We start from the raw sequence: 23,864 nt of genomic DNA on the forward strand, positions 1-23,864 counted from the left end.
CGATGAACTACTGTTTTTGATTTTTTTAAGCGTAAGAAATTAGCTACTTATTGTAATTTCTCTACAATTACTGCTAAACATTTGTTAAAACAATAGTCGAACACCCATTATTTTAACATAATCACAAAAAAAGCCCGTCTTTTTGAGACGGGCTTTACGTGAATATTACGAGAATGTTATTTTGTAAACAACAATTCTCTGTATTTGGTTAATGTCCAGCTTTCATCATCTACCAATAATTCTAATTTATCGCAGTGGTTACGAATATCTTCAAAATAAGGTTTTACTTTATTGCAATAAGCTTCTGCCATTTTTTGGGCATCTGTTAATTGGTTTGCCGTTCTTCTTTCATTGGTCATAGCCAATACTTTAGAATTTATTCCTTCAATATGGCCTGAAATTTCTTTGATTAAAACAATTTGTTCTTTAGCAATGGTTTCAAATTCTTTTCCGAAGATTTCTTTCAATCCTTTTACATTTTCGATTAAAGTATTTTGATAACGAATCGCTGTCGGGATTACATGGTTTCTTGCAATATCACCTAAAACTCTTCCTTCAATCTGAATTTTCTTGGTGTATTCTTCCAATTCAATTTCGTAGCGCGCTTCAGCTTCAACGTGATTTAAAATTCCAAGTTCATCGAATAAATCTAAAGCTTGTTTAGAAACTTTTGCTTTTATTGCTTCCGGCGTAGTTTTAAAATTGCTTAAACCTCTTTTAGCTGCTTCTTTTTCCCAGGCATCGCTATAACCGTCACCTTCAAAAAGTATTTTTTTAGATTGTTTAATGTATTCTCTTAAAACATTAAAGATGGCGTCATCTTTTTTCATGTCTTTAGAGTCGATTAAAGTATCAACTTCTATTTTAAAATCTTTCAATTGTTTTGCAACAATTGCGTTCAGCGTTGTCATGGCATTCGAACAGTTTGCATTTGAACCAACGGCTCTAAACTCAAATTTATTTCCTGTAAAGGCAAAAGGCGAAGTTCTGTTTCTGTCTGTATTATCTAAAAGAACATCCGGAATTTTCCCAACTACATTCAGTTTTAAATCTGTTTTTTCTTCTGGAGATAATTTTCCTGTTGTTACACTTTCTAATTCTGATAAAACCTTAGTTAACTGCGCTCCAATAAATACCGAAATAATTGCCGGAGGCGCCTCGTTTGCTCCTAATCTATGGTCGTTACTTGCTGTTGCGATAGAGGCTCTTAATAAAGTTTCGTAATCGTTTACGGCTTTTATCGTATTAATAAAGAACGTTAAAAACTGTAAATTACTCATTGGCGTTTTACTCGGACTCAATAAATTAACTCCTGTATCTGTTGCCAACGACCAGTTATTGTGTTTTCCGGATCCGTTTACGCCTTTAAATGGTTTTTCGTGAAATAATACTTTAAAATCATGACGCTCTGCCACTCTTTGCATTACATCCATTAATAATGAATTATGATCTACAGCAAGATTGGTTTCTTCAAAAATAGGTGCCAATTCAAACTGATTTGGTGCTACTTCGTTATGACGTGTTTTTACCGGAATTCCAAGCAACATACATTCTTGTTCCAAATCTCTCATGTAGGTTAATGCACGAGTTGGAATTGATCCGAAATAATGATCATCCAATTGTTGTCCTTTTGCAGACGTGTGTCCTAATAAAGTTCTTCCCGTCATCATTAAGTCGGGACGAGAATTTGCCAGCGCTTTGTCAATCAAAAAATATTCCTGTTCCCAGCCTAAAGTTGCGGTTACTTTTTTTACGTTTTTATCAAAATATTTACAAACTTCCGTCGCTGCCTCATCCATTGCTGATAAAGCTCTCAATAAAGGAATTTTATTATCTAAAGCTTCTCCTGTATACGCGATAAATACAGTCGGGATACATAAAGTTGTTCCGTAAATAAATGCCGGAGAAGTTGGGTCCCAGGCCGTGTAACCTCTTGCTTCGAACGTATTTCTGATTCCACCATTTGGGAAACTTGATGCATCCGGTTCTTGCTGAACTAATTGTGCTCCGCCAAATTTTTCTACAGGATCGCTTCCGTCATACGATGTTTCAAAAAAGGCATCATGTTTTTCTGCCGTTGTTCCTGTAAGTGGCTGAAACCAGTGTGTATAATGTGTCACACCTTTGGCCAAAGCCCATTCTTTCATGCCCATGGCAATATAATCTGCCAGTTTTCTTTCAATTTTAGTTCCGTGCTGAATAGCGTCTCTCACTCCTTTTAAAGCATCTGAAGTTAAATATTGCTTCATGGCTTTCTCATTAAACACATTTGAACCAAAAATGTTAGATTTTCTATCAATTTCTTCAAAATGTACCGGCTTTCTGGTAGAAGCTTCTTTTAAAGCTTGGAAACGTAATGTTGACATGTATATAAATTTAAATATTCGTACTAATTTTCTATAAAAAAAGAGCAACAAATATAATCAATAAAACTGCCTGTTTGAAAGATAAACAAGAGAATTTAATACGATAATTTTGCAACAGAAGATGCTTTTTATAAAGAATAATGAATTTGATTTGAAGAAATATAACAAATTATAATACTATTCCTGATTAAATAAACAATTTTTCGCAATTGAATGGCAATGAAATTGAAAAAACAAAGCTAATTTTTACGAATTTGACTCTTTACCCTATCAAAAATTGCTTATTTGAAAATATACCCCTTTTAAAATTGCGCTTATCTAAAAAATAATGATCGGTAAAACAAAATAGCCCCCTAATTTTTAGGACTAAAAAAATAAATCTATATTTGACCCAGCGAAAAAAAACAAAAAAAATAAATTTATATTATTATGGCTAAAATTAAGTTAGAGTACATTTGGTTAGATGGATATGAACCAACTCAAAATCTTAGAAGTAAAACTAAAGTTGAAGAACACGACAATTTCAAAGGAACATTAGAAGAACTTGGAAACTGGTCATTTGATGGTTCATCAACAAAACAAGCCGAAGGTGGTTCATCTGACTGTTTGTTAGTTCCTGTTGCAATTTATCCAGATCCAACTCGCATCAACGGATATTTGGTTATGACAGAAGTTATGTATGCTGATGGTACGCCTCACGCTTCTAACGGTAGAGCTACTATTGATGATGATGGTGATTTCTGGTTTGGTTTCGAACAGGAATATTTTATCATGGATACTAAAACTTTATTGCCATTAGGTTTCCCTGTTGGAGGTTATCCTGCTCCACAAGGTATGTACTACTGTTCTGTAGGTGGAAAAAACACACACGGAAGAAAATTAGTAGAAGAACATGCTGATTTATGTATCGCTGCCGGAATTAACTTTGAAGGTATTAACCAAGAGGTTGCTTGCGGACAATGGGAATTTCAATTATTCGCTAAAGGTGCTAAAAAAGCCGGAGACGAAATTTGGGTTGCCCGTTACTTATTAGATCGTTTGACTGAAAAATATGGTTACTATATCGAATATCACCCAAAACCATTAGGAGATACAGACTGGAATGGTTCTGGAATGCATGCTAACTTCTCTAACGAAGTTTTAAGAACATGTGGAGATCAGGCAACTTACGAAAGAATTTGTGAGGCTTTCCGTCCTGTTACTGCTGAGCATATCGCAGTTTACGGAGCTTACAACGACCAACGTTTAACTGGTAAACACGAAACTGCTTCTATTCACGATTTCTCTTATGGAGTTTCAGACAGAGGATGTTCTATCAGAATTCCTTTAATGACGGTTCAAAAAGGTTGGAAAGGTTGGTTAGAAGACAGAAGACCAGCATCTAACGGTGATCCATACAAAATTGCTGCGAGAATTATCAAAACTGTAAAATCAGCGCTATAATTCATAGTTCAAATTATACTCGAAAGTGCCATCTTAATTGATGGCACTTTTTTTTTATTATTAGTTCAAACAATTTTGACACAATCTTGTCATTTCGACGAAGGAGAAATCTTCGCAAGTAACTCTGCAACGAGAATCCAATCTTTGTCGAGCTTCTCATGAAGATTTCTCCTTCGTCGAAATGACATCAATTTAGAATAGATTCGCAAACCTTAATAATAATAAACGAAATGAACTCCATGCAAAATAACAGACTGAAATCTTAACTAAATTTGAAAGTAATTTTCTAATAATTAATTTTTAAGTTAAACTTCAAAACCTATCTTTGTAAATCATTAAAAAATTATATTATGTTCGTCTGGATTTTATTTTTATTAGCCGTAGTACTTATTCTTGCTTTAGATTTAGGAGTTTTTAATAAAAACCCGCATATTATTAGTACCAAAGAAGCAAGCAAATGGACTCTAATTTGGGTATCATTATCTTTCTTGTTTTCAGGGGTAATTTACTGGCTTTACACTACAGACTATATTGCAAATCCGGATAAACTAAAACCTGCTGTAGCTTCTATGAAGTTTATCACGGGTTATTTAATCGAGTTGTCTTTAAGTGTTGACAATATTTTTGTGATCGCTATTATTTTTGCTTCTTTTAAAATACCTCAAAAATACCAACACCGTGTTTTGTTCTGGGGAATTTTAGGCGCTGTAATATTCCGTGGATTAATGATTTTCTTTGGAGTTATGCTGATCAATAAATTCTCGTGGACGACTTATGTATTTGGCGCTTTCTTGTTATTTACCGCTATAAAAATGTTATTTTCAGGTGAAGATGAAGATTTTCAGCCTAAAGATTCTTTCGTATACAAAACCTTAGGAAAAATTATTCCGATTACTTCTGAAATGGATGGAGAGAAATTTTTCATTTTAACCGAAAAAGGAAAAAAAGCCGCTACTCCATTATTCGTTGCTTTAATCGTAATTGAAGTTATGGATGTTCTTTTTGCTGTAGACAGCGTTCCTGCGATTCTTGCAATTACCTCTGATCCGTTTTTAGTATTCAGTTCTAATATTTTTGCCATTCTAGGATTGCGTTCTATGTATTTCTTCCTGGCAAATATGCTGGCTAAATTCAGTTATTTAGAATATAGTTTAATTGCCATTTTAAGTTTCGTGGGATTAAAAATGTTACTTCACGAATGGATTGTGGTTCCTGAATGGGCTTCTTTAGGATTTATTGCGCTTTCGCTTTTAGTGGGTATTCTGGTTTCTTTAAAATTTGGAGAAGAAAAAGAACTTACTGATTCAGATATGGAATAGTTTTTTGAAACATATAGGTATAAAAAAAGGAAATCTTGCGATTTCCTTTTTTTATGCTTTAAACTAACTACTAATTAATCTATTTTCTTAACGTTACTGTCATCAATGTTGTATCTTTCAATAACAGCATTGTAATCTGAATAATCTGGTTTTGCTTTCTTAGCATTTACTCCATCATCACCTAAAATAATTACAACTCTAAATGTTTTTCCCAATCTAAAACTACTAGGGAGCTGAGAATAATCAGCTAAACTACCTTTAATAAAAATTCTAAATTGATTATACGAAAAAGTATAATTATACTGAGCAGTTTCTAGACCATTATTAAAATAATAAACTTGAGGTAATAATGCCCATGTATCAACTCCACCTGTACTAACTAATTCGTACACTAAAATGTTATCCCCGGAAAGCATAACTGGATTTAAGGGATAGGTCATAGAATAACCATTTGCTGCTGTAAAGTCAGGGCCAACTTCAAAAACTTCTGAATCTTGTGCATTATAACCATCCTGCCCTGGAGGTCCTTCTGGTCCTTCACAACCAGTAAATGCTAATAATCCAACAATTGCGAAAAGTGCGAATATCTTTTTCATTTTTTTTATTTTTTAAGGTTTATACATAAAGGTATCCCAAAAATTAAACCAAAAAAAATATTTCGGCACTTCTTTTCTTAAAAATTTCTTTATTTTTTCGCAACCTGCTGATTTTTAAGCAGTATTTTGTTAAAAAATAATACATGATATGGCAATGAATTTTCCCAGTATTCCCAAGTATGAGATCCCGGGCGTTCGGTGTAATCATGTTCTACCTTATTATAAACTAATCTTCGGTGAAGTTCTTTATTCGATTCTATTAAAAAATCATCAACACCGCAATCTATAATTAAAGGAAGCTTGTTAGCCTTTATTTTATCCAGCATTCCCATAACGGCATATTGCGCGTACATTTCTGAGTTGTCGCTTTTGTCGCCAAAAACGGGCTGCATTAATTTGATAACTTGTGCCGAAGCTTCACGATTCAGCATCGAGCTCATATCTACTGCTCCACTCATACTTCCGGCGGCACAAAATAAGTCAGGATGTTTGGCAGATAAATACAACGCACCGTGTCCTCCCATAGAAAGTCCGGTAATTACACGACCGTTTCTGTTGCTAATCGTTCTGTATGTTTTATCTACTTTCTGAATTACTTCCTGCGTTATAAAGGTCTCAAACTGACTTTCTTTATTTACCGGACTATCCAGATAAAAACTAAAGGTTTCGCCTTCAGGCATTACAATGATAATATTATATTGATCTGATAAGGTTTGAACTAATTTTTTATTGGGTGTATTTTTTAACCAATCGCTAAAATGTCCGTAAGCGCCATGCAATAAATACATTACCGGAAATGCTGATTTGCCTTTGGCATATGAATTTGGCAATACAACGGCGGCTTTGTAGGTTTTGCCCATGGCTGTACTGGCAACTTGCAAAGTATCTACTTTTGCGGCGTAACTTATTGATGAAGCACACAATAAGACAGCAAATACTAGGGTTTTTAAATTTTTCATATTGATATTTCTTTTCTGATTAGGGATTGTAAATATACCTTTTTCCGAATAATATATATGAAAAATCCGACTCGTTTTTCAAGGACTCGGATTGTTGTTCTTTTTTGCCAAAGATTGAAATGATTAAAAAAATGTTTGCCACGAATTGCACTAATTTCGCGACTCTATGCAAACTCTTTAATTAGTGTAAATTCGTCAAATTTGTGGCAAAAACCTAAAAAATCATTATTTAATAATAATCTTATGTTCGTTTCGGTATTGCGAAGCACTTTTACCTGTATATTGTTTAAAGGATTTACTAAAGTGACTGAAATTATTAAAACCACTTTCGTAACAAACTTCATTTATAGAAATTGGTTTTTCGGCCAATAATTTTGAAGCGTGAACCAAACGATATTCGTTTACGAATTCTGTAAAAGTTTTATTGGATATTTTTTTGAAGTATCGGCAGAACGAAGGCGTTGTCATACTTACCAGACTCGAAACTTCATCTATTGCAATCGATTCCTGAAAATTATCTTTAACGTAATTAAAAACTACATTTATTCTATCGTTATCCTGTGTATTTAATTCTAATGAAAATCCATCGGCATTTAGAACTGTGTATTCTTCTGAAGATTCTAATTCATCTAAAACACTCAGCAGTGTCATCAAACGTTCAAACGGAAGTTGGTTTTCCATCATTTCAATTTTCTTCCCTACCCGGCTTTTCGTTTCTCCTCCAAAAGCAATTCCGCCTTTAGACTGACTCAAAATATTCTGAACCTTTCTCATTTCCGGAGCTGCAAAAAATTCATTCCCTAAAAACTCAGGTTTAATGTGAATTACAGTTTCGTTTGTATTTCCCGTTTGTTCATTCGTAAAACCACAATGAGGCAAATTAGAACCTATCAAAATCAAACTACCATTCGTATAATAAGAAACATGGCTTCCTATTTGTCTTTTTCCTGCGCCACCATTTATAAACACCAATTCAATTTCCGGATGATAATGCCACAAATGTGCTTTACTATTGGTCTTTTCGGCATGCTTACTATAGGTAAAAGAACTTCCGTATGAGTTAGTTATCACTTCAAGAGCGGGGGCGATGTTCTTCATGATGATAATCTTTAAATAATAATAGCAAATTTAACAAAAATACCTAAAATAATTCATAATTTAACCTATAACGGTTTCGTTACTACGAATATTGCATCAAAGTCAATAACTGATAAAGTTCGAAATTATCACTATTTAGCCATTTTTTAAACGACCCGTATTTTTATGTTTGTTTTTTTTTATATATCACATTTAATATCGCTTTTTTATAAATATATAACACTTCTGTAAGAATATTAGATGTTCCAAAAAAAGGTTAACATTTACAAATAATTAAAAAATAATAGCTGAATTAACAGAAACACCTTAAAAAATTCAAATTTTAACCTATAACGGTTTCGTAAATGAGAATATAGCACATAAATTGGAAAATAGAGTTGTGATAAAAAACCTATTGCTGAAGTAATTTAGCATTATAGAAAACGACTAATAATTTAAAGAACGATAATAATGAAAAAGATTATAAAATTAAGTTTAGTATGTGCAGTACTTTTTTCAGGAATGAGTACTTATGCAATTGATGGAAATGAGGAATTTAACCTTCATGTATTAAAAAACGGAAAAGTAATAACATTTGGTCTTAACCAAGTGCAAAAAGCAAACTTAGCAATATACGATCAGGATGGTACTTTATTCTATTCTGAAAGTGCTTCAGGTAAAGATGGAATTTTAAGAACTTTCAGTTTACAGGATTTTCCTGATGGAACTTACTTCTTAGAAGTTGAAGACAATGCAAAAAAAGTGAGATATCAAATTAATGTTGATAATGATGTTACAACTTTATCTCCAAAAGCAATTTCTTCAGTTTATAAAGTTGCTGATAAAAATACAAGCGTAGCAGTACGCTAAAAGAGTTTATACTAGAATACAGTATAAAAATGAGGTTAGATAGTTAGTAAAGTATAAAACAACTTATTGTTTTGAAACAGCTCTTTGTGGTTATTGAGCTGTTTTTTTTGTGCCTTATTTTTCTGAAAAGCACTTAACAAACAAAATCGACAATATAGAACGCGGATTACGCGGATTCGCTTTGCGAAATCACGGATTAAAACGGTTTTTTGCCCAATGTTGTCATTTCGAGAACGAGATTCGAGCGATAGCAAACAGACGTAGTAAATCAAATCCAGAGAACAACTAACCGTTAATCCGGCACAACAATTCACATTTAGTTTTTGTAAGAAAACAAGAATAAACCAATATTTTTAAGTTATCAAAAACGTTGAAAAATAACAGCTGAATTAACTAAAACGATAAAAATAATTCAAATTTTAACCTATAACGGTTTCGTAAATGAGAATACAGCATCGAAATTGGCAAATAGAGTTGTGAAGAAACATAGAGTACTAAGGTAATTTAGCACTATAGAATTAGAGCTATTAATCTAAAAAATAATACGATGAAAAATTTAAAGTTAAGTTTAGTATGTGCAGTGCTTCTTTCAGGATTAAGTAGTTATGCAATTGACGGAAATGGAGATTTAAATCTTCATGTATTAAAGACAAATGGTAAACTAATCACGTTCGCTATAAATAAGGTGCAAAAAGCCAACCTGGCAATTTATGCAAAAGATGGTTCTCTTATATATACAGAGAATGCTTATGGTGAAAATGGAATTTTAAGAACTTTTAGTTTAGAAGAATTTCCGGAAGGAACTTACTTCTTAGAAGTTGAAGACAATACAAAAAAAGTAATACACGAAATTACTATAAATGATTTTTCTACGGTTTTATCATCAAAAGCAGTTTCATCTGTAAATAAAGCAGTTCCTGCTAAAAGTACAAGCGTGGCAGCACGCTAGAAAAGTTTATACTCGCATACAGTATAAAAATGAGGTTAGATAGTTAGTAAAGTAAAAAACGTTATTGTTTTGAAACAGCTCTTTGTGGTTATTGGGCTGTTTTTTTATGCCTTTATTTTTCTGATTTACGATTCAATTCTCATTTTGTCATTTTATGGTTTTAGAAAGTAAATTCCAAACAACAATACATTCTGTATTTGTAAGAAATAGAAATGAATTTACATTGCCTTAATTCAAAAGAAACATTAGAAAATAATAACCTAATTAACAAAAACGATAAATATAATTCAAATTTTAACCTATAACGGTTTCGTTAATGAGAATACAGCATCGAAATCAGCAAATAGAGTTGTGAGAATACATCAACCTTATAAGTAATTTAGCATCAGAGAATTAGAACTATTAATTAAAAAAAACTAATGCTATGAAAAATTTAAAATTGAGTTTAGTATGTGCAGTACTTTTATCAGGAATGAGTACTTATGCAATTGATGGAAATGAAGATTTTAATCTTCATGTATTAAAGTCTAACGGATCGCTAATTACGTTTGCACTTAACAAAGTAACAAAAGCTAATCTGGCAATTTATGATCAGGATGGGACTCTAATTTATTCTGAAAATGCTTCGGGTAAAGATGGAATTTTGAGAACTTTTAGCTTAGAAGAATTTCCAGAAGGAACTTACTTCTTAGAAGTTGAAGATAATGTAAAAAAAGTGAGACATGAAATTACTATAAATAACGGAACTTCTGTTCTTTCAACTAAAGCTGTTTCATCAACTTATAAAGCAGATTTTTCTGCCAAAGATTCAAGCGTAGCAGTACGTTAAATATTATTTGCCCCAAGCAAGAAAAGATAAGTTAGAAAGTTAGTAAAATGATTGTTATGAAGACAGCTCACTGTGGTTATTGAGCTGTTTTTTTATGCCTAATTTTTACCAAAACCTAAATCGTTTTTGTAATTTGAAAAATTATTCTTAATAAATGAATCAGCCTGATTTTGAAGTTATTAAAAAAATAGAAAATAAAAACATCCACAAGCCCAACAATTACGTACATAGTTCAAACAAAGCACAGAAAGAGTTTCAATTCAGCAAGTTAAGTCATTAAAAAATCGATTTTTTTGCACAAAATTCAATTTGTATTTGTTAGTTTTACGCATCCACGATTAATAATAAAAATTTAAAAAACATGACAAAATTTACCAAAATGGGCTTAGTTGTTGCCGTATTTTTAACAACTATCTTTACTTATGCAATTGACGGAAAAGGGGATTATATCTTGTATATAAAAACCGGAAATGGAAAAGTAGTTAGCTTTACTTTAAACACCGTTGAAAAAGCAAATTTCTCAATTTTAGATGAAAACAATACTTTGTTGTATGCAGGAGTTCCATCTTCTGATGAAGACAATTTAGAGGTTTCTAAAACTTTAAGTTTAGAGGCTTATCCAGCCGGAACTTATTTCTTAGCATTGACTGAGAATGGTAAAGTAGTTAAACACAAATTTACAGTTTCAACTAAAAAAGTAAAAACAGTTGTGTTAGATGAATCAGTAAACGAAAGTCCTGCATTTCGTCGTTAATCGTTTTTTGCCTCCAAATTAAAAGCATCAGCCCCCCGCTGATGCTTTTTTTTGAATAATACTTTTGAACATTTGTAGCGAACAAACCTTTGTAGCTTCCATCAAATGGTCGAATAAGTTTTCGTTTTTAATGGCGGCTTCTTGTAGTTTGCTTAAATGCTCGTTTACTTTTGCTTCGTGAAATTGATGCAAGTTTTCCAGCATCGTAATTTGATATTGTTTTTCTTCCCCCGCTTGTACATATTATTTTGGGTTCACGAGCGGGACGCTCGCGCTAGCAGGGGGAATAATCTTTTGCTGATTTTGCTTTGTGATGGACGGATTAAAATCCATCCCTACAATATACTTCGTTCCTCCGGAACTCTTTATAAAATGCCATCAAAATAACCACAATATTGTCATTTCGACCGAAGAGAGAAATCACACTCGTAACTCCGCAAAGATTGGTGACAATTGCTATGCGAAATCTCCTGACTTCGCACACGTTGCTATATTCCGTGACAATTACATTTTTATTTTTGTACATTATTGGAGGGGGGGTACGAAGTCGGGAGACTTCGCACAGCAATCAGCTAATTTTATGAATGAAGACTTTGGAGAGCTGGGTGCGAGCGGGATACTCACACTAACGGGTATATTCGAAATTATTTTTCGACCTTTATTTTCAAATAATTGATAAATGCAGAACAAGAAACTAACATAAATTTTGCATCCTCCATAGTAACATTAATATCATCTTCCAATAATGAATGTCTTATTCCTCCCGAATCACTTGTATAGCCATAAAGAGATGAAAAAGCACTTTTTAAAGCATTATGAATTTTAAATTTCTTTTCAATTATTACCAATGCTTTTCCTAGAGTTGTGTTTGGATCGCCAGTAATTATTATACATAAAGATTCTACAGCAGAAATTGCTTCTTTAATTGAATTTCTAAAATCTGGATTTTCTCGATTTGCAAAATAGGCAATTGCAGTTTTTAAATGAGTATTTACGGAATCCCATTTTGAAGAATTTGAAACAGCTTCCTCAATTTCAATAATTTCTTCTTCAGAAGTAATTTGAGCAATATTTGAGTCAACAAGTCTGTATCCAGACATTTCTTTTTTCAATGCAAAATTACACCCTTCAGTAAATCCAAAATTTAATGCAATATCTAATTTCGATAGTGCTTCTAGCAAATCATATTTTTCATACCATTCACTTTCAAAATACCACTCTTTTATAAAATCTACCACCCCTTCAAAATAAATGTGACCATTGTCATATGATGGAATTTCATCTAATCTTTTTCCGAAAAATTCTATCCACATTACTGTACAGAACTGGCGTTGTATTTCGCTTCTATCGAATTGATCTAACTGCCTAAGTTTTTTAATAAAATTACCCAAGATTGTATTCCAAATTCTATTTTCAAGTGCTATATCCATTGATTCAATTTGAATTGCACTTCTAATTAATGTTTTACCTATTCTTTGAGAAAATTTCATCATATAAACAAATTAAAATATTTTACTTTATTAATATCAATTATAACATCTAAAAGTAATAAAAAATTAAAAAAAGAAGTATCTCTTTTGACGGACAGATATCCTCGCGAACTAAAATCTTATCCTATTATAGATCCATGAAATTCAAAAGCATTTAGGTTAATCTAAAATTATTTGACACCTATTAATTCTCGAAATTCAGTTGCTAATTCTAATCTTAAATTTTTAATTTCATTTTTTGTTCTTTTTTCAGCAATTTTCCATAAATCTAAAGAACTTTGGTTTCCAGGAAAAATCATGTTATTACCTTCAGATTCATACCTTGCTTGATTTTTGGCTTGTAGCATTTGTTCGATTACTTCATTATAATTCTCTAAAGCTAAAGAAAGTTTATCACAGAGGCTCTCTGGGAAATATATTCGACTTCTTTCTAATATTTCACAAGTATCTGTATATTTTTTAATTGCATCTTCATCTCTTTTTTTGTCAGTTGTCCATCCAGATCCCTGAAATATTGTAGTTAAATGTTCTAGTTTTGTTTCTAATTCATAAAAATCATGATAAATTATCTGTATAATTTTTGCTCTTTCTTCATGTAGTTTTGAAAACTTAATTTGATGCTCATTTTTTGATATTTCAAGTTGATTTTTATAGTTTTCCATTATAAGTTCAGAGCCCTTGGCAAGAATAAATTTGCCTAAATAAGTAATTACAAATCCAATTGTGGTTCCTCCAATTGCAAGAGCTAATATTTCTTTTAACAATTCCATATTTATTAATTAATTTAGTATAACACGAAGATACTTTTTTCTAACAGCTAATATATAGAAACATTTTTCTATAATTTTGAGGAAATCCGTAAAGCAATAAACTTTTAATAAACAAACAAAAACCTCCCATTTCTGAGAGGTTTTATATAAATATAAAATAGTAAAAATTACATATTCCTTCTATACTGTCCGCCAACTTCAAACAATGCCGAAGTAATCTGACCCAGCGAACAAACCTTTGTTGCTTCCATTAAATGATCGAATAAGTTTTCGTTTTTAATCGCTGCTTCTTGTAGTTTATTTAAATGCTCATTTACTTTTGCTTCGTGAAACTGGTGTAAATTATCCAGCATAGTAATCTGATATTGTTTTTCTTCTTCGGTGGCGCGAATTACTTCGGCCGGAATTACCGTTGGAGAGCCTTTTGAGCTCAGGAACGTATTTACACCCACAATTGGGAAATCTCCGTTGTGTTTTAACGTTTCGTAATACAAACTTTCTTCCTGAATTTTAGAACGCTGGTACATCGTTTCCATTGCACCCAGAACTCCGCCACGTTCTGTAATTCGGTCGAATTCCTGTAAAACGGCTGATTCTACCAAATCAGTCAATTCTTCGATGATAAACGAGCCCTGAATCGGGTTTTCGTTTTTCGCCAAACCTAATTCTTTATTGATAATCAACTGAATCGCCATTGCTCTACGAACTGATTCTTCAGTTGGTGTTGTAATCGCTTCATCGTAGGCGTTGGTGTGCAATGAATTACAGTTGTCGTAAATCGCATATAAAGCCTGCAAAGTCGTTCTAATATCATTAAAATCAATTTCCTGAGCGTGTAATGAACGTCCGGAAGTCTGAATATGATATTTCAGCATTTGTGCTCTTTCGTTGGCTCCGTATTTGTTTTTCATGGCTTTTGCCCAAATTTTACGCGCCACACGACCAATAACCGAATATTCAGGATCAACTCCGTTGGAGAAGAAGAACGATAAGTTTGGTCCAAAATCGTTGATGCTCATTCCGCGACTTAAGTAATATTCCACGTAAGTGAAACCATTTGAAAGCGTAAAAGCCAACTGCGTAATTGGGTTTGCTCCCGCCTCTGCAATATGATATCCTGAAATGGAAACCGAATAAAAATTACGAACATTTTTGGTAATAAAATATTCCTGAACATCGCCCATTAATCGCAAAGCAAATTCGGTAGAGAAAATACAGGTATTTTGTGCCTGATCTTCTTTTAAAATATCAGCCTGGACCGTTCCACGAACTTGTGATAATGTTTTGACTTTTATTTCATTATAAACATCAAAAGGCAAAACCTGATCTCCGGTAACGCCCAAAAGCATTAATCCTAAACCGTTATTTCCTTCCGGTAAATCGCCTTGGTATTTCGGACGCTCTGTTCCTTTTTCCTTATATATTTTGTTGATTTTGTCTTCAACTTCTTTTTCTAAATCATTGGCTTTGATGTAATATTCACATTGTTGATCGATTGCTGCATTCATAAAGAAACCCAACAACATTGGCGCTGGTCCGTTTATGGTCATACTTACCGAAGTTAAAGCGTGAACCAAATCGAAACCGGAATATAGTTTTTTAGCATCATCCAAACAACAAATCGAAACTCCCGCATTACCGATTTTTCCGTAAATATCAGGACGAATATCAGGATCGTTTCCGTATAAAGTCACACTATCAAAAGCGGTCGAAAGTCGTTTTGCTGGCAATCCCGCACTCACATAATGAAAACGTTTATTGGTTCTTTCCGGTCCGCCCTCGCCCGCAAACATTCTCGACGGGTCTTCGCCTTCACGTTTAAACGGATACAATCCTGAAGCAAACGGAAATTCGCCAGGAACATTTTCCTGTAAGTTCCAACGTAAAATATCGCCCCAGGCTTCATATTTAGGTAAAGCAATTTTCGGAATTTGTAAGTGCGATAAACTTTCAGAATGTGTTGCAATCTTAATTTCTTTATCACGAACCTTAAAGCTGTAAACAGGATTTTTGTATTTGTTTACTTTCTCGTCCCAATTCAGGATAATTTCCCAATTGTACGGATCTAAATCCATTTTTACTTTATCAAATTGATTTAGTAAAAGATTAAGAAATATTCTATTTTCGTCTAATCCTTCGGCTCCGCTCAGGATGACACTGTCTTCGTCAATTCCGGCTTTATTAATTTGTGGAATTTTCCCTGATACTGATTCAATAGTTTTAAAGATTCCGTATAATTTTTGCGCTACTTTTTGTTGCGAAAGTGCGATTTCATCATAACTTCGGTTGTTCTCTGCAATTTCAGATAAATAACGCGTTCTGTGTGGCGGAATCACGAAGATTTTTTCGCTCATTTCTCGCGTTATTTGAAAAGTCGAATGCAATTCTGATTCGGTTTTCTCAACAATTGTATCCATAATCGCTTTATAAAGCGTGTTCATTCCCGGATCATTAAACTGAGAAGCAATGGTTCCGAAAACCGGCATTTCATCCGGATTTTTATCCCATAAATTATGATTGCGCTGGTATTGTTTTTTTACGTCACGGATTGCGTCTAAAGCGCCTCTTTTGTCAAACTTATTTAAAGCTACCAAATCAGCAAAATCAAGCATGTCGATTTTTTCTAATTGTGTCGCAGCTCCAAACTCAGGCGTCATTACATATAAGGATACATCAGAATGGTCCATAATCTCGGTATCAGATTGTCCGATTCCGGAAGTTTCTAAAATAATCAAATCATATTTGGCTGCTTTTAGAACCTGAATCGCTTCGGCTACATATTTAGACAATGCCAAATTTGACTGACGTGTCGCCAACGAACGCATATAAACACGCGGATTATTAATCGCATTCATTCGGATTCTGTCTCCTAAAAGTGCGCCTCCCGTTTTTCTTTTCGAAGGGTCGACAGAAATTAATCCGATTGTTTTCTCCGGAAAATCAATTAAAAATCGACGAACCAATTCATCAACCAAAGATGATTTTCCAGCTCCACCCGTTCCTGTAATTCCCAGAACCGGAATTTTAGAATTGGCATTATTAGTATGTATCTGATCGAAAACCGGTTTTGCAATTTCAGGGAAATTCTCTGCCGCCGAAATTAAACGTGCAATCGCGGTTGGAATTTTATTTTCGATATGATCAATTTCTCCATTTAGTTTATCACCAATCGGATAATCTGCTTGTTCTACCAAATCATTAATCATTCCTTGTAAGCCTAAAGAACGGCCATCATCAGGAGAATAAATTCTGGTAATTCCATATTCATGCAATTCTGAAATTTCGCTTGGCAGAATTACTCCGCCTCCGCCTCCAAAAATTTTGATATGTCCTGCTCCTTTTTCATGAAGCAAATCATGCATATATTTAAAGTATTCGTTGTGTCCGCCTTGATATGATGTCATAGCAATTGCATTGGCATCTTCCTGAATAGCAGTATTAACCACTTCTTCAACACTACGGTCGTGACCCAAGTGAATTACTTCTACTCCGGTTGACTGAATTATACGTCGCATGATATTAATTGCGGCGTCATGCCCGTCAAACAGTGATGCTGCGGTAACAATTCTTACTTTATTTTTAGGAATATATGGTTTTTGTTGTTCCATTTTATGAATATGATAATTTTAAGGGAGCAATTTACAAAATATTATAATATTTGTTTATCCTTCTCGCTTTTTGTTCATAAAAAAAATAAACTTTTTTTATCTATAGGGGTAACAATTTGAATGTTAATCTGATTTATCTTATATAAGTCTTATAGAAATGTTAACAACATGGCAATTTTGAAAAATTTAAATAAAATATAACAACTTGTTTTCCAGTGCACTAAAGTAATTTAGCAATGTAGAAATGCCCCAAATTTTTACCTAAAACTTTCATACTTAAAAAGTATAAACGTAAAAATTTAAAAAATGAAAACACTGTATCCATTCGCCATAATTATAGCTTCAAGCTTCTTTTTATCATCTTTTGATTCTGTAGCCAAAAACGAATCATATACTAAAAAATTAAGCACATCAATTCATTCTGATAATGATTCAGATGTTGTTGATACTGAAGTTTTGAACGATTTTTTCAAAAGATATTCTGATTTAAAAAAATATCAAACTGAAGTTATTTCTATTTACAAAAACAGATCTTATGAAACGATTTGGTATGAGGATAATAAAATCAATGAGTTTGGTAAATTATTATATCAAAAAATAAAAAATGCAGATCAGGAAGGAATTCAAATTGAAATTCCTTATCAGGATGAAATTGAACAGATTTTTAATAAATCTAAAAAAATATCAAGATCTGATGCAGATATGCTGTTAAGCGCCGCTTACGTTATTTATATGCGAAATGCATATGATGGACTTGATGCTGAAACAGTTAAAAAAACAGGTTGGCTTTTACCTAAAAAAACATTGTCATACGATACATTATTAGATTCTTTAATGGTGAATCCTGATTTATTAGAGAAAAAAAACGGGTTGCTTTTTGATCAATATTTCAGATTGCAAGAAGTTTTAAAAAAATACAAAAAAATAGAAGAAGATAATACCTGGAAACCTATTACTACCGAAACTCCTTATAAAGATATTAGACCAGACGCAAAATCTATAACTGTTGCTCAGGTTAGAAACAGATTGTTTGTTATGGGAGATTTAAAAAGCGATTCTAAAAGTGATTTTTATGATCGTGAGTTGATGGATGGTGTCATGGCCTATAAATTAAGAAACGGTTTAAAACCTAATTATATCATTACAGAAGATCATATTAAAGATATGAATGAACCTATCGCTTACAAGATTAAAAAATTACAAATTAACATGGAGCGTTGTCGTTGGATATCTCCAAAAATGGTAACCGATAATGAATATGTGATGGTAAACATTCCGTCGTTTGAATTGGTTTATGTAAAAAATGGAAAAGTAGAATTGGTATCAAGTGTATTTGTAGGTTCTCAATTAACAAAAACTTCCATCTTTAGCGGAAATATAGACCGAGTTGTTTTTAGCCCTTATTGGACTGTTCCTCAAAGTATAGTTGACAATGAGTTGAAATTGAAAATAGCTGCTGATAAAAATTATTTAGCTGAAAATAATATGGAAATGGTCAATGGTCAGGTAAGACAAAAACCAGGTCCGAAAAATTCTTTGGGATTAGTAAAATTTATTTTTCCAAATTCAGAAGACATTTATATGCACGATACGCCTTCTAAAACTTTGTTCGATTTTGAAAAAAGAACGTTTAGCCATGGTTGTATTAATGTAAAACAAGCTAAAGATTTAGCTGTTGCAATGTTGAAAGATTACCCTGAATGGACACAAGCTAAAATAGATAAAGCGATGAACGGCGAAGAAGAAACTACTTTTAAATTGCCTAACAAAATACCAATCTATATTACTTATTTTACAACATGGGCAAATGAAGATGGTCAAATTAGCTTTTATCAGGATGTATATGACAGAGATGCTGAGTTAAGCAACATTCTTTTTCCTGAGTCAACAGTGGCTTCAAATTAATATTTCAAAAATTTATTATACAGGCTTCTTATCTGGTCAAATCATAAAACGGTTTGCATGGATAAGAAGCTTTTTTATGATTAAAATAGCTTTGTATTGATTTTAAAAAAAAACTTAATCTATTAATAGTAAAACATTTACAGGTAAAAAAATCAACAAAACAGGCTGACCTTTGTACTATAATTATACCACTATTATTTACAAAACAATTTTATCATGAAAACAGAAAATATTGAAGGATTAACATTATTGAAATTAATGTATTGATTCAACAAGGCGGAAGATTTGTAATGTTTCCAAATCTTATGACCAAATTAAAAAGTTCAACTATCTATTTTGTTCGCCCAGAAGAAAAAATACGTAAATATGCTATAAAACATTTTTTAAAGAATGTAGCAAATGCTTGGCGCACATTTCCCTTAAGACCATTTTATGTTTCAAAATCTTTATTCTATTTAGCCATTGGCGGTAGGGATTATACCCATAATATTCTGGCTGACTTAAAGCAAATTAATCCGGTTTATAATCCTAATTTATATTGCTTACAGTACCTATAATTTCACTCTTATAAAAAACTAAAGCGAAAATATGCCATTATATTTTCGCTTTTTTTATTGACAAAATCCAACCGACTTTTTTTTGCATTGACTGAAGAAAAAATGTCCTTAAACAACAAAATTTAAATGTCTTGGAAACTTCTATTTAAATCTATTAAATGAAATTTGCAAATATTTTCATACAAAATATTGGCAATTATTTAATAAGTACAAAAATGAAAAAATGCATTTTAATTTTTCTTGTAACAACAATTTTGTTTTCTTCCTGTAATAACTATTCCAGGAAAAAGTGTACAACAAATGAAAAAACAATTACACACCCCAAACCTCCAAAAACCAGTGGACCTCCTCGCATATTATTTATAGGAAACAGCCAGATAGAATACTTTGTTAGTGCTCCAACATTGTTTGAAGAATTTTGCAATGCAAACAATCAACCCATTAATATTGATCAATTAATTACTGTAGGGGTTTCATTAGATAAAGTTTACAGCACAAACAAAACAGAAGCTAACCAAAATTTTTCTAATAAAGATAAGGATGGCAATTACTACGATTATGTAGTTATACAGGAAGCAACTCCTGTTGCTATAAGTGAAATCGAGAAATATAAGGCAAATGTAAAAATGATTGTTGAAAAAATTCATATAAATAGCCCGGATGTAGCCGTTTATATTTATCAGGGAATACCGCCTGTCTCTTATACAGATTCTGATTTTACAAAGTATTATGATGAAATGCGTCAAATTCCATTTCAGTTATGGGATTTATAAAAAATGCCGGTTTACTAAGAGTTGGTGATGCTTTTAAAGATGCTTACGAAGGTAAAAATGGTTATAAATATTTAGTTGCTGACAAAGACAATCTACGCTATGGAAAACAGACACTTCATCTTTTAAATGATGGCGGGTTTATACAAACGAGCTTACTATATTCAACCATTTTTGACAAAAAGCCAAGCATCCCAAAAAAACTTTTATTAATTACAGGAACCGGATATTTTGATGCTATGAGAAAGCAAGAAGTTGCTAACGCAATTAGCAATCCAAAAGCCTTACAAGAAATAGCTTTCAACAACCGCTAGTTTAATTTAAAAACATTTATACTAAATCGTCTTATTTCGTAAGAGATTTTTTTATTTTTAATAAAAAAAATCCCTATTCAATATTAGTATTATCTTTCCGTATTTAAATTAAATTACATTTTTTATGAACGACGATTATAATCAACCACAAAAAAGCTGGTGGGAAAGAAACTGGAAATGGTTTGTGCCAACAGGTTGTTTGAGTTTATTGGTGCTTTTTGGCTTATTTATTGCCGGCATTTTCTTTGGAGTTACTTCAATGATAAAAGAATCAGATGCTTATAAAGGCGCTCTTACAGAAGTTCAAAATAATAAAGAAGTAAAAGAAAAACTGGGAAGTCCGATTCAAGGAGACGGAATGGTTTCCGGAAGTATTAATACAAGCAATAACACCGGCGATTGTGATTTACAAATTCCGATAAAAGGCCCAAAAGGAAAAGGAACCTTATTTGTTGTTGCTGTAAAAAGAGGGAAATGGAAATACAGCGAATTATCGGTTTATGTTGATGGAACTGAAGATGAAATTGATTTGTTGGAAAAATAAATTTTGGTTTTAAATTTAAAAGCAACAAAACAATTTAAATGAAATCATTCGTAATCCTATATTTTACTCTTTTTCAGGGTATTATTTCACTAGCACAATCTGATGCAAAATATCACGGTTATACAGACAGAATTGCATCATTTTCAAAACCAAATAAAGTCCTGTTCCATACTATTGATGCGCAGGGAAATGGTCCTATAGAATATATAAATGCTAAAAAACAAGTGCTCCGTTTTCGTGTTTCGAATCATAAACTTCAAGTATTACATGGCGGAATTGCTTTTCAATTGTTTGATTACGAAAATAATTATCTCCAAAAAATAGCAACATTTGATGCAACAGGCAATTTAGCCGGTGAAAGAGAATCTCAAAACGAAGCTGTAATTCAATTTATAATTGAGAAAAAAGCTGAATACCTCAAAAAAAAGAAATTGATAGACGACGCCGAAGGAAACATCAACATGAAAGACGACAGCAAAGAAAAAATCATCCGAATAAAATTATTTGATAAATACAACCATCCCATAATAGAAACACAACCCACCTATATTTCAAGCAAAACTTATTGGGATTATTGCGTACGAATGTATTGGCCTTGATTTGAGGTGCTGAGGCACTAAGGTTCTGAGTTGCTAAGCTGCTGAGGTTCTACATTTTTTAGTTTCTAAAGTTCTATAAATTACACACAACATTGTCATTTCGACGAATGAGAATTTTCACAAATAACTCCGCAACGAGAATCTAATCTTGTCAAACTTCTAAAGAATATTTCTCAAAACTCATAATTAATAATTCATAATTCATAATTAACAACTAAAAAAGCCCATTGTTAGTTATGAAACAAAATATTTCTACTCCTCAAATAAAATTGTGGCTTTGTTTTTGAATAAGTAGTATTTTTGAAACTTATATAAACCCCCATCTAATGAAAAAGATAATAATTTTAGTACTTGCATTCTCTCTAACATCTTGCGCTCAGGTACAACAGACTTTAAATCAATTGCCTCAATTGTCTTCGCAAATTCCATCCCTTGGCGGTGTTGATATTGCTTCCGGACTAAAAGAAGCTTTAAACAAAGGAATTACACAGCAAGTGAGTAAGCTAACTGCAGTAGATGGTTTTTATAAAAATGAAGCGGTAAAAATTTTAATGCCTGCCGAATTACAAAAAGTAGATGCTACTTTGAGAAAAATTGGACTTAGTTCGCTTGCCGATGAAGGAATTAAAGTTTTAAATCGTGCTGCTGAAGATGCTGTAAAAGAAGCAACTCCGATATTTGTTTCGGCTGTAAAAAACATGTCTTTTACTGATGCTAAAAATATCCTGTTAGGAAATGACAGCGCTGCTACGAGCTATTTACAAGGTAGTACAACTACGGCTTTGTACGGAAAATTTAATCCGGTGATAAAAAGCTCTTTCGAAAAAGTTGGTGCTGATGTTGTCTGGAAAAACATCATTAATAAATACAACACAATTCCGTTAGTAAAAAAGGTAAATCCTGATTTAACAGATTATACAACGACACAAGCTTTGGCAGGTGTTTTTAAAATGATTGCTGTTGAAGAAAAAGAAATCCGTAATAATATCAGCGCAAGAACAACACCTTTATTAAAAAGTGTTTTTGCGATGCAGGACGGAAAATAATTTTTTCCAAAGGTTCAAAGGCTCAGAGCTGCAAAGATACAAAGAAGTCTTTGTCGCTCTGAACCTTGCAACTTTGTCACTAACCAAACCAAACCTTGAAATGCAAAAAATAACTATTCTGATTCATTGCAAAGACCAAAAAGGAATTATTGCCGCAGTGACTACTTTTATTGCTAAAGTGGAAGGAAATATCATCTACATCGACCAGCATGTTGATGTTGAACAAAATGTATTTTTTATGCGATTAGAATGTGAATTAACCAATCACAATATCACTATTGAAAGCTTAAAAAATGATTTTGATCAAACTATTGCTTCTGATTTTAATATGTCTTGGGATTTGTACAATCAGGAACAAAAACCAAAAATGGCATTGTTTGTCTCGAAATACGATCACTGCTTATTTGACATCTTAGGACGCTACAGCGCTGGCGAATTAAATGTTGAGATTCCGGTGATTATTAGTAATCATAACGATTTACGATCTATTGCTGAACGTTTTGATATTCCGTTTCATTGTGTTCCTTTTACAAAAGACAATAAAGAAGAAGGCGAAGCCAAACAAATTGAATTATTGAAAAGATATCAGATCAATTTTATTGTTTTGGCGCGTTATATGCAAATTATTACGCCTAATTTAATTTCGCTTTACGAAAATAAAATCATCAATATTCACCATTCGTTTTTACCGGCATTTCCGGGTGCAAAACCGTATCATTCGGCTTTTAAACGTGGTGTAAAAATTATTGGAGCCACAAGTCATTATGTTACCGCAGAATTAGATGAAGGACCAATTATCGAGCAGGATATTGCAAGAGTTTCTCACATTCATTCTGTTGATGATTTTATTATGAAAGGCAGGGATTTAGAAAGAATTGTTTTAGCAAGAGCTATAAAATTGCATGCCGAACGTAAAACTATGGTTTATAGTAATAAGACGGTAGTTTTTTCTTAAAGGTTCAAAGGTGCAGAGTTGCAAAGGCTCAAAGGTTCAGAGGTTCAGAGGTTTTTCTTTAAATAAACAAACCCGACAGATTTCAAAAATCTGTCGGGTTTTCTATTTCCTTAAAAGACCATAAAAATATCAAAGGTTTTTCAA

22 protein-coding genes are annotated in these 23,864 nt (G+C 32.5%); 14 read left to right on the forward strand and 8 right to left on the reverse strand.

The window, feature by feature from the left end:
* Positions 1–176: 176 nt before the first annotated feature.
* The gene (locus EV143_RS15150) at positions 177–2,366 is read right to left on the reverse strand and encodes a glutamine synthetase III family protein (RefSeq protein ID WP_133508781.1); all 2,190 of its coding nucleotides are present in this window, start codon (positions 2,364–2,366) and stop codon (positions 177–179) included.
* A 429-nt stretch (positions 2,367–2,795) separates the two neighbouring features.
* Between EV143_RS15150 and EV143_RS15155 the strand changes: the two genes are divergently transcribed.
* Together EV143_RS15155 and EV143_RS15160 are read left to right on the forward strand one after the other, a co-directional pair.
* Positions 2,796–3,809, forward strand: coding sequence for a glutamine synthetase beta-grasp domain-containing protein (locus EV143_RS15155; RefSeq protein WP_133508782.1), 1,014 nt, complete (start codon positions 2,796–2,798; stop codon positions 3,807–3,809).
* A 350-nt stretch (positions 3,810–4,159) separates the two neighbouring features.
* Complete coding sequence (locus tag EV143_RS15160) at positions 4,160–5,128, forward strand: TerC family protein (protein ID WP_133508783.1); 969 nt, start codon at positions 4,160–4,162, stop codon at positions 5,126–5,128.
* 74 nt (positions 5,129–5,202) lie between these two features.
* Here EV143_RS15160 and EV143_RS15165 read toward each other — a convergent pair whose 3' ends face one another.
* The 3 genes from EV143_RS15165 to EV143_RS15175 all read right to left on the reverse strand — a co-directional run bounded on the left by EV143_RS15165 (position 5,203) and on the right by EV143_RS15175 (position 7,781).
* Entirely contained in the window at positions 5,203–5,724 is a 522-nt protein-coding gene (locus EV143_RS15165) for a hypothetical protein (protein WP_133508784.1), read from the reverse strand.
* Between the two features lie 89 nt (positions 5,725–5,813).
* Positions 5,814–6,683 (reverse strand): alpha/beta hydrolase, encoded by an 870-nt coding sequence (locus tag EV143_RS15170; RefSeq protein WP_133508785.1) that lies wholly within the window; start codon positions 6,681–6,683, stop codon positions 5,814–5,816.
* 225 nt (positions 6,684–6,908) lie between these two features.
* Positions 6,909–7,781, reverse strand: coding sequence for an AraC family transcriptional regulator (locus EV143_RS15175; RefSeq protein WP_133508786.1), 873 nt, complete (start codon positions 7,779–7,781; stop codon positions 6,909–6,911).
* A gap of 450 nt (positions 7,782–8,231) precedes the next feature.
* Between EV143_RS15175 and EV143_RS15180 the strand changes: the two genes are divergently transcribed.
* From EV143_RS15180 to EV143_RS15195, 4 genes are all read left to right on the forward strand, one after another.
* Positions 8,232–8,630 (forward strand): T9SS type A sorting domain-containing protein, encoded by a 399-nt coding sequence (locus tag EV143_RS15180; protein WP_133508787.1) that lies wholly within the window; start codon positions 8,232–8,234, stop codon positions 8,628–8,630.
* A gap of 547 nt (positions 8,631–9,177) precedes the next feature.
* A complete protein-coding gene (locus tag EV143_RS15185; RefSeq protein ID WP_133508788.1) occupies positions 9,178–9,579 on the forward strand; it encodes a secretion protein in 402 nt (133 codons plus the stop codon).
* Between the two features lie 424 nt (positions 9,580–10,003).
* Complete coding sequence (locus EV143_RS15190) at positions 10,004–10,408, forward strand: T9SS type A sorting domain-containing protein (protein WP_133508789.1); 405 nt, start codon at positions 10,004–10,006, stop codon at positions 10,406–10,408.
* Between the two features lie 361 nt (positions 10,409–10,769).
* Positions 10,770–11,162, forward strand: coding sequence for a secretion protein (locus EV143_RS15195; protein ID WP_133508790.1), 393 nt, complete (start codon positions 10,770–10,772; stop codon positions 11,160–11,162).
* Between the two features lie 27 nt (positions 11,163–11,189).
* Here the strand turns inward: EV143_RS15195 and EV143_RS21510 are convergent, their stop codons facing one another.
* The 4 genes from EV143_RS21510 to EV143_RS15210 form a co-directional block, all read right to left on the reverse strand.
* Positions 11,190–11,366, reverse strand: a complete 177-nt coding sequence (locus tag EV143_RS21510; protein WP_166638164.1) for a hypothetical protein — start codon at positions 11,364–11,366, stop codon at positions 11,190–11,192.
* A 440-nt stretch (positions 11,367–11,806) separates the two neighbouring features.
* The gene (locus EV143_RS15200) at positions 11,807–12,655 is read right to left on the reverse strand and encodes an AbiJ-NTD4 domain-containing protein (RefSeq protein WP_208111283.1); all 849 of its coding nucleotides are present in this window, start codon (positions 12,653–12,655) and stop codon (positions 11,807–11,809) included.
* Between the two features lie 167 nt (positions 12,656–12,822).
* The gene (locus EV143_RS15205) at positions 12,823–13,422 is read right to left on the reverse strand and encodes a hypothetical protein (RefSeq protein WP_133508791.1); all 600 of its coding nucleotides are present in this window, start codon (positions 13,420–13,422) and stop codon (positions 12,823–12,825) included.
* A gap of 167 nt (positions 13,423–13,589) precedes the next feature.
* Positions 13,590–17,030, reverse strand: a complete 3,441-nt coding sequence (locus tag EV143_RS15210; RefSeq protein ID WP_133508792.1) for a methylmalonyl-CoA mutase family protein — start codon at positions 17,028–17,030, stop codon at positions 13,590–13,592.
* Between the two features lie 306 nt (positions 17,031–17,336).
* Here EV143_RS15210 and EV143_RS15215 point away from each other — a divergent pair, with 306 nt between their 5' ends.
* From EV143_RS15215 to purU, 8 genes are all read left to right on the forward strand, one after another.
* Positions 17,337–18,935 carry a L,D-transpeptidase family protein gene (locus tag EV143_RS15215; protein ID WP_133508793.1) on the forward strand — a complete coding sequence of 533 codons (1,599 nt, stop codon included), beginning with the start codon at positions 17,337–17,339 and terminating at the stop codon, positions 18,933–18,935.
* A gap of 305 nt (positions 18,936–19,240) precedes the next feature.
* Positions 19,241–19,492: a hypothetical protein gene (locus EV143_RS15220; protein WP_243739881.1), complete on the forward strand. Its 252-nt coding sequence runs from the start codon at positions 19,241–19,243 to the stop codon at positions 19,490–19,492.
* A 215-nt stretch (positions 19,493–19,707) separates the two neighbouring features.
* The gene (locus tag EV143_RS15225) at positions 19,708–20,265 is read left to right on the forward strand and encodes a hypothetical protein (RefSeq protein WP_133508794.1); all 558 of its coding nucleotides are present in this window, start codon (positions 19,708–19,710) and stop codon (positions 20,263–20,265) included.
* Positions 20,253–20,576 (forward strand): hypothetical protein, encoded by a 324-nt coding sequence (locus EV143_RS15230; RefSeq protein ID WP_133508795.1) that lies wholly within the window; start codon positions 20,253–20,255, stop codon positions 20,574–20,576. The genes EV143_RS15225 and EV143_RS15230 overlap by 13 nt, the downstream gene beginning before the upstream one ends.
* A 124-nt stretch (positions 20,577–20,700) precedes the next feature.
* Positions 20,701–21,120, forward strand: a complete 420-nt coding sequence (locus EV143_RS15235; RefSeq protein ID WP_133508796.1) for a cytochrome c oxidase assembly factor Coa1 family protein — start codon at positions 20,701–20,703, stop codon at positions 21,118–21,120.
* Between the two features lie 38 nt (positions 21,121–21,158).
* Positions 21,159–21,719, forward strand: coding sequence for a hypothetical protein (locus EV143_RS15240; RefSeq protein ID WP_133508797.1), 561 nt, complete (start codon positions 21,159–21,161; stop codon positions 21,717–21,719).
* 326 nt (positions 21,720–22,045) lie between these two features.
* Positions 22,046–22,765 carry a DUF4197 domain-containing protein gene (locus tag EV143_RS15245; protein WP_133508798.1) on the forward strand — a complete coding sequence of 240 codons (720 nt, stop codon included), beginning with the start codon at positions 22,046–22,048 and terminating at the stop codon, positions 22,763–22,765.
* A 100-nt stretch (positions 22,766–22,865) separates the two neighbouring features.
* A complete protein-coding gene (gene purU, locus EV143_RS15250) occupies positions 22,866–23,720 on the forward strand; it encodes a formyltetrahydrofolate deformylase (protein ID WP_133508799.1) in 855 nt (284 codons plus the stop codon).
* Positions 23,721–23,864 lie beyond the last annotated feature (144 nt).

The sequence above is a fragment of the Flavobacterium chryseum genome (assembly GCF_004362015.1).
GTDB lineage: Bacteria > Bacteroidota > Bacteroidia > Flavobacteriales > Flavobacteriaceae > Flavobacterium.

Excerpts from the sequence above, each read along its gene's own strand:
- EV143_RS15150 (WP_133508781.1), bottom strand. The coding sequence starts at position 2,366 with ATGTCAACATTACGTTTCCAAGCTTTAAAAGAAGCTTCTACCAGAAAG.
- EV143_RS15155 (WP_133508782.1), top strand. The coding sequence starts at position 2,796 with ATGGCTAAAATTAAGTTAGAGTACATTTGGTTAGATGGATATGAACCA.
- EV143_RS15160 (WP_133508783.1), top strand. The coding sequence starts at position 4,160 with ATGTTCGTCTGGATTTTATTTTTATTAGCCGTAGTACTTATTCTTGCT.
- EV143_RS15165 (WP_133508784.1), bottom strand. The coding sequence starts at position 5,724 with ATGAAAAAGATATTCGCACTTTTCGCAATTGTTGGATTATTAGCATTT.
- EV143_RS15170 (WP_133508785.1), bottom strand. The coding sequence starts at position 6,683 with ATGAAAAATTTAAAAACCCTAGTATTTGCTGTCTTATTGTGTGCTTCA.
- EV143_RS15175 (WP_133508786.1), bottom strand. The coding sequence starts at position 7,781 with ATGAAGAACATCGCCCCCGCTCTTGAAGTGATAACTAACTCATACGGA.
- EV143_RS15180 (WP_133508787.1), top strand. The coding sequence starts at position 8,232 with ATGAAAAAGATTATAAAATTAAGTTTAGTATGTGCAGTACTTTTTTCA.
- EV143_RS15185 (WP_133508788.1), top strand. The coding sequence starts at position 9,178 with ATGAAAAATTTAAAGTTAAGTTTAGTATGTGCAGTGCTTCTTTCAGGA.
- EV143_RS15190 (WP_133508789.1), top strand. The coding sequence starts at position 10,004 with ATGAAAAATTTAAAATTGAGTTTAGTATGTGCAGTACTTTTATCAGGA.
- EV143_RS15195 (WP_133508790.1), top strand. The coding sequence starts at position 10,770 with ATGACAAAATTTACCAAAATGGGCTTAGTTGTTGCCGTATTTTTAACA.
- EV143_RS21510 (WP_166638164.1), bottom strand. The coding sequence starts at position 11,366 with ATGCTGGAAAACTTGCATCAATTTCACGAAGCAAAAGTAAACGAGCAT.
- EV143_RS15200 (WP_208111283.1), bottom strand. The coding sequence starts at position 12,655 with ATGATGAAATTTTCTCAAAGAATAGGTAAAACATTAATTAGAAGTGCA.
- EV143_RS15205 (WP_133508791.1), bottom strand. The coding sequence starts at position 13,422 with ATGGAATTGTTAAAAGAAATATTAGCTCTTGCAATTGGAGGAACCACA.
- EV143_RS15210 (WP_133508792.1), bottom strand. The coding sequence starts at position 17,030 with ATGGAACAACAAAAACCATATATTCCTAAAAATAAAGTAAGAATTGTT.
- EV143_RS15215 (WP_133508793.1), top strand. The coding sequence starts at position 17,337 with ATGAAAACACTGTATCCATTCGCCATAATTATAGCTTCAAGCTTCTTT.
- EV143_RS15220 (WP_243739881.1), top strand. The coding sequence starts at position 19,241 with ATGACCAAATTAAAAAGTTCAACTATCTATTTTGTTCGCCCAGAAGAA.
- EV143_RS15225 (WP_133508794.1), top strand. The coding sequence starts at position 19,708 with ATGAAAAAATGCATTTTAATTTTTCTTGTAACAACAATTTTGTTTTCT.
- EV143_RS15230 (WP_133508795.1), top strand. The coding sequence starts at position 20,253 with ATGGGATTTATAAAAAATGCCGGTTTACTAAGAGTTGGTGATGCTTTT.
- EV143_RS15235 (WP_133508796.1), top strand. The coding sequence starts at position 20,701 with ATGAACGACGATTATAATCAACCACAAAAAAGCTGGTGGGAAAGAAAC.
- EV143_RS15240 (WP_133508797.1), top strand. The coding sequence starts at position 21,159 with ATGAAATCATTCGTAATCCTATATTTTACTCTTTTTCAGGGTATTATT.
- EV143_RS15245 (WP_133508798.1), top strand. The coding sequence starts at position 22,046 with ATGAAAAAGATAATAATTTTAGTACTTGCATTCTCTCTAACATCTTGC.
- purU (WP_133508799.1), top strand. The coding sequence starts at position 22,866 with ATGCAAAAAATAACTATTCTGATTCATTGCAAAGACCAAAAAGGAATT.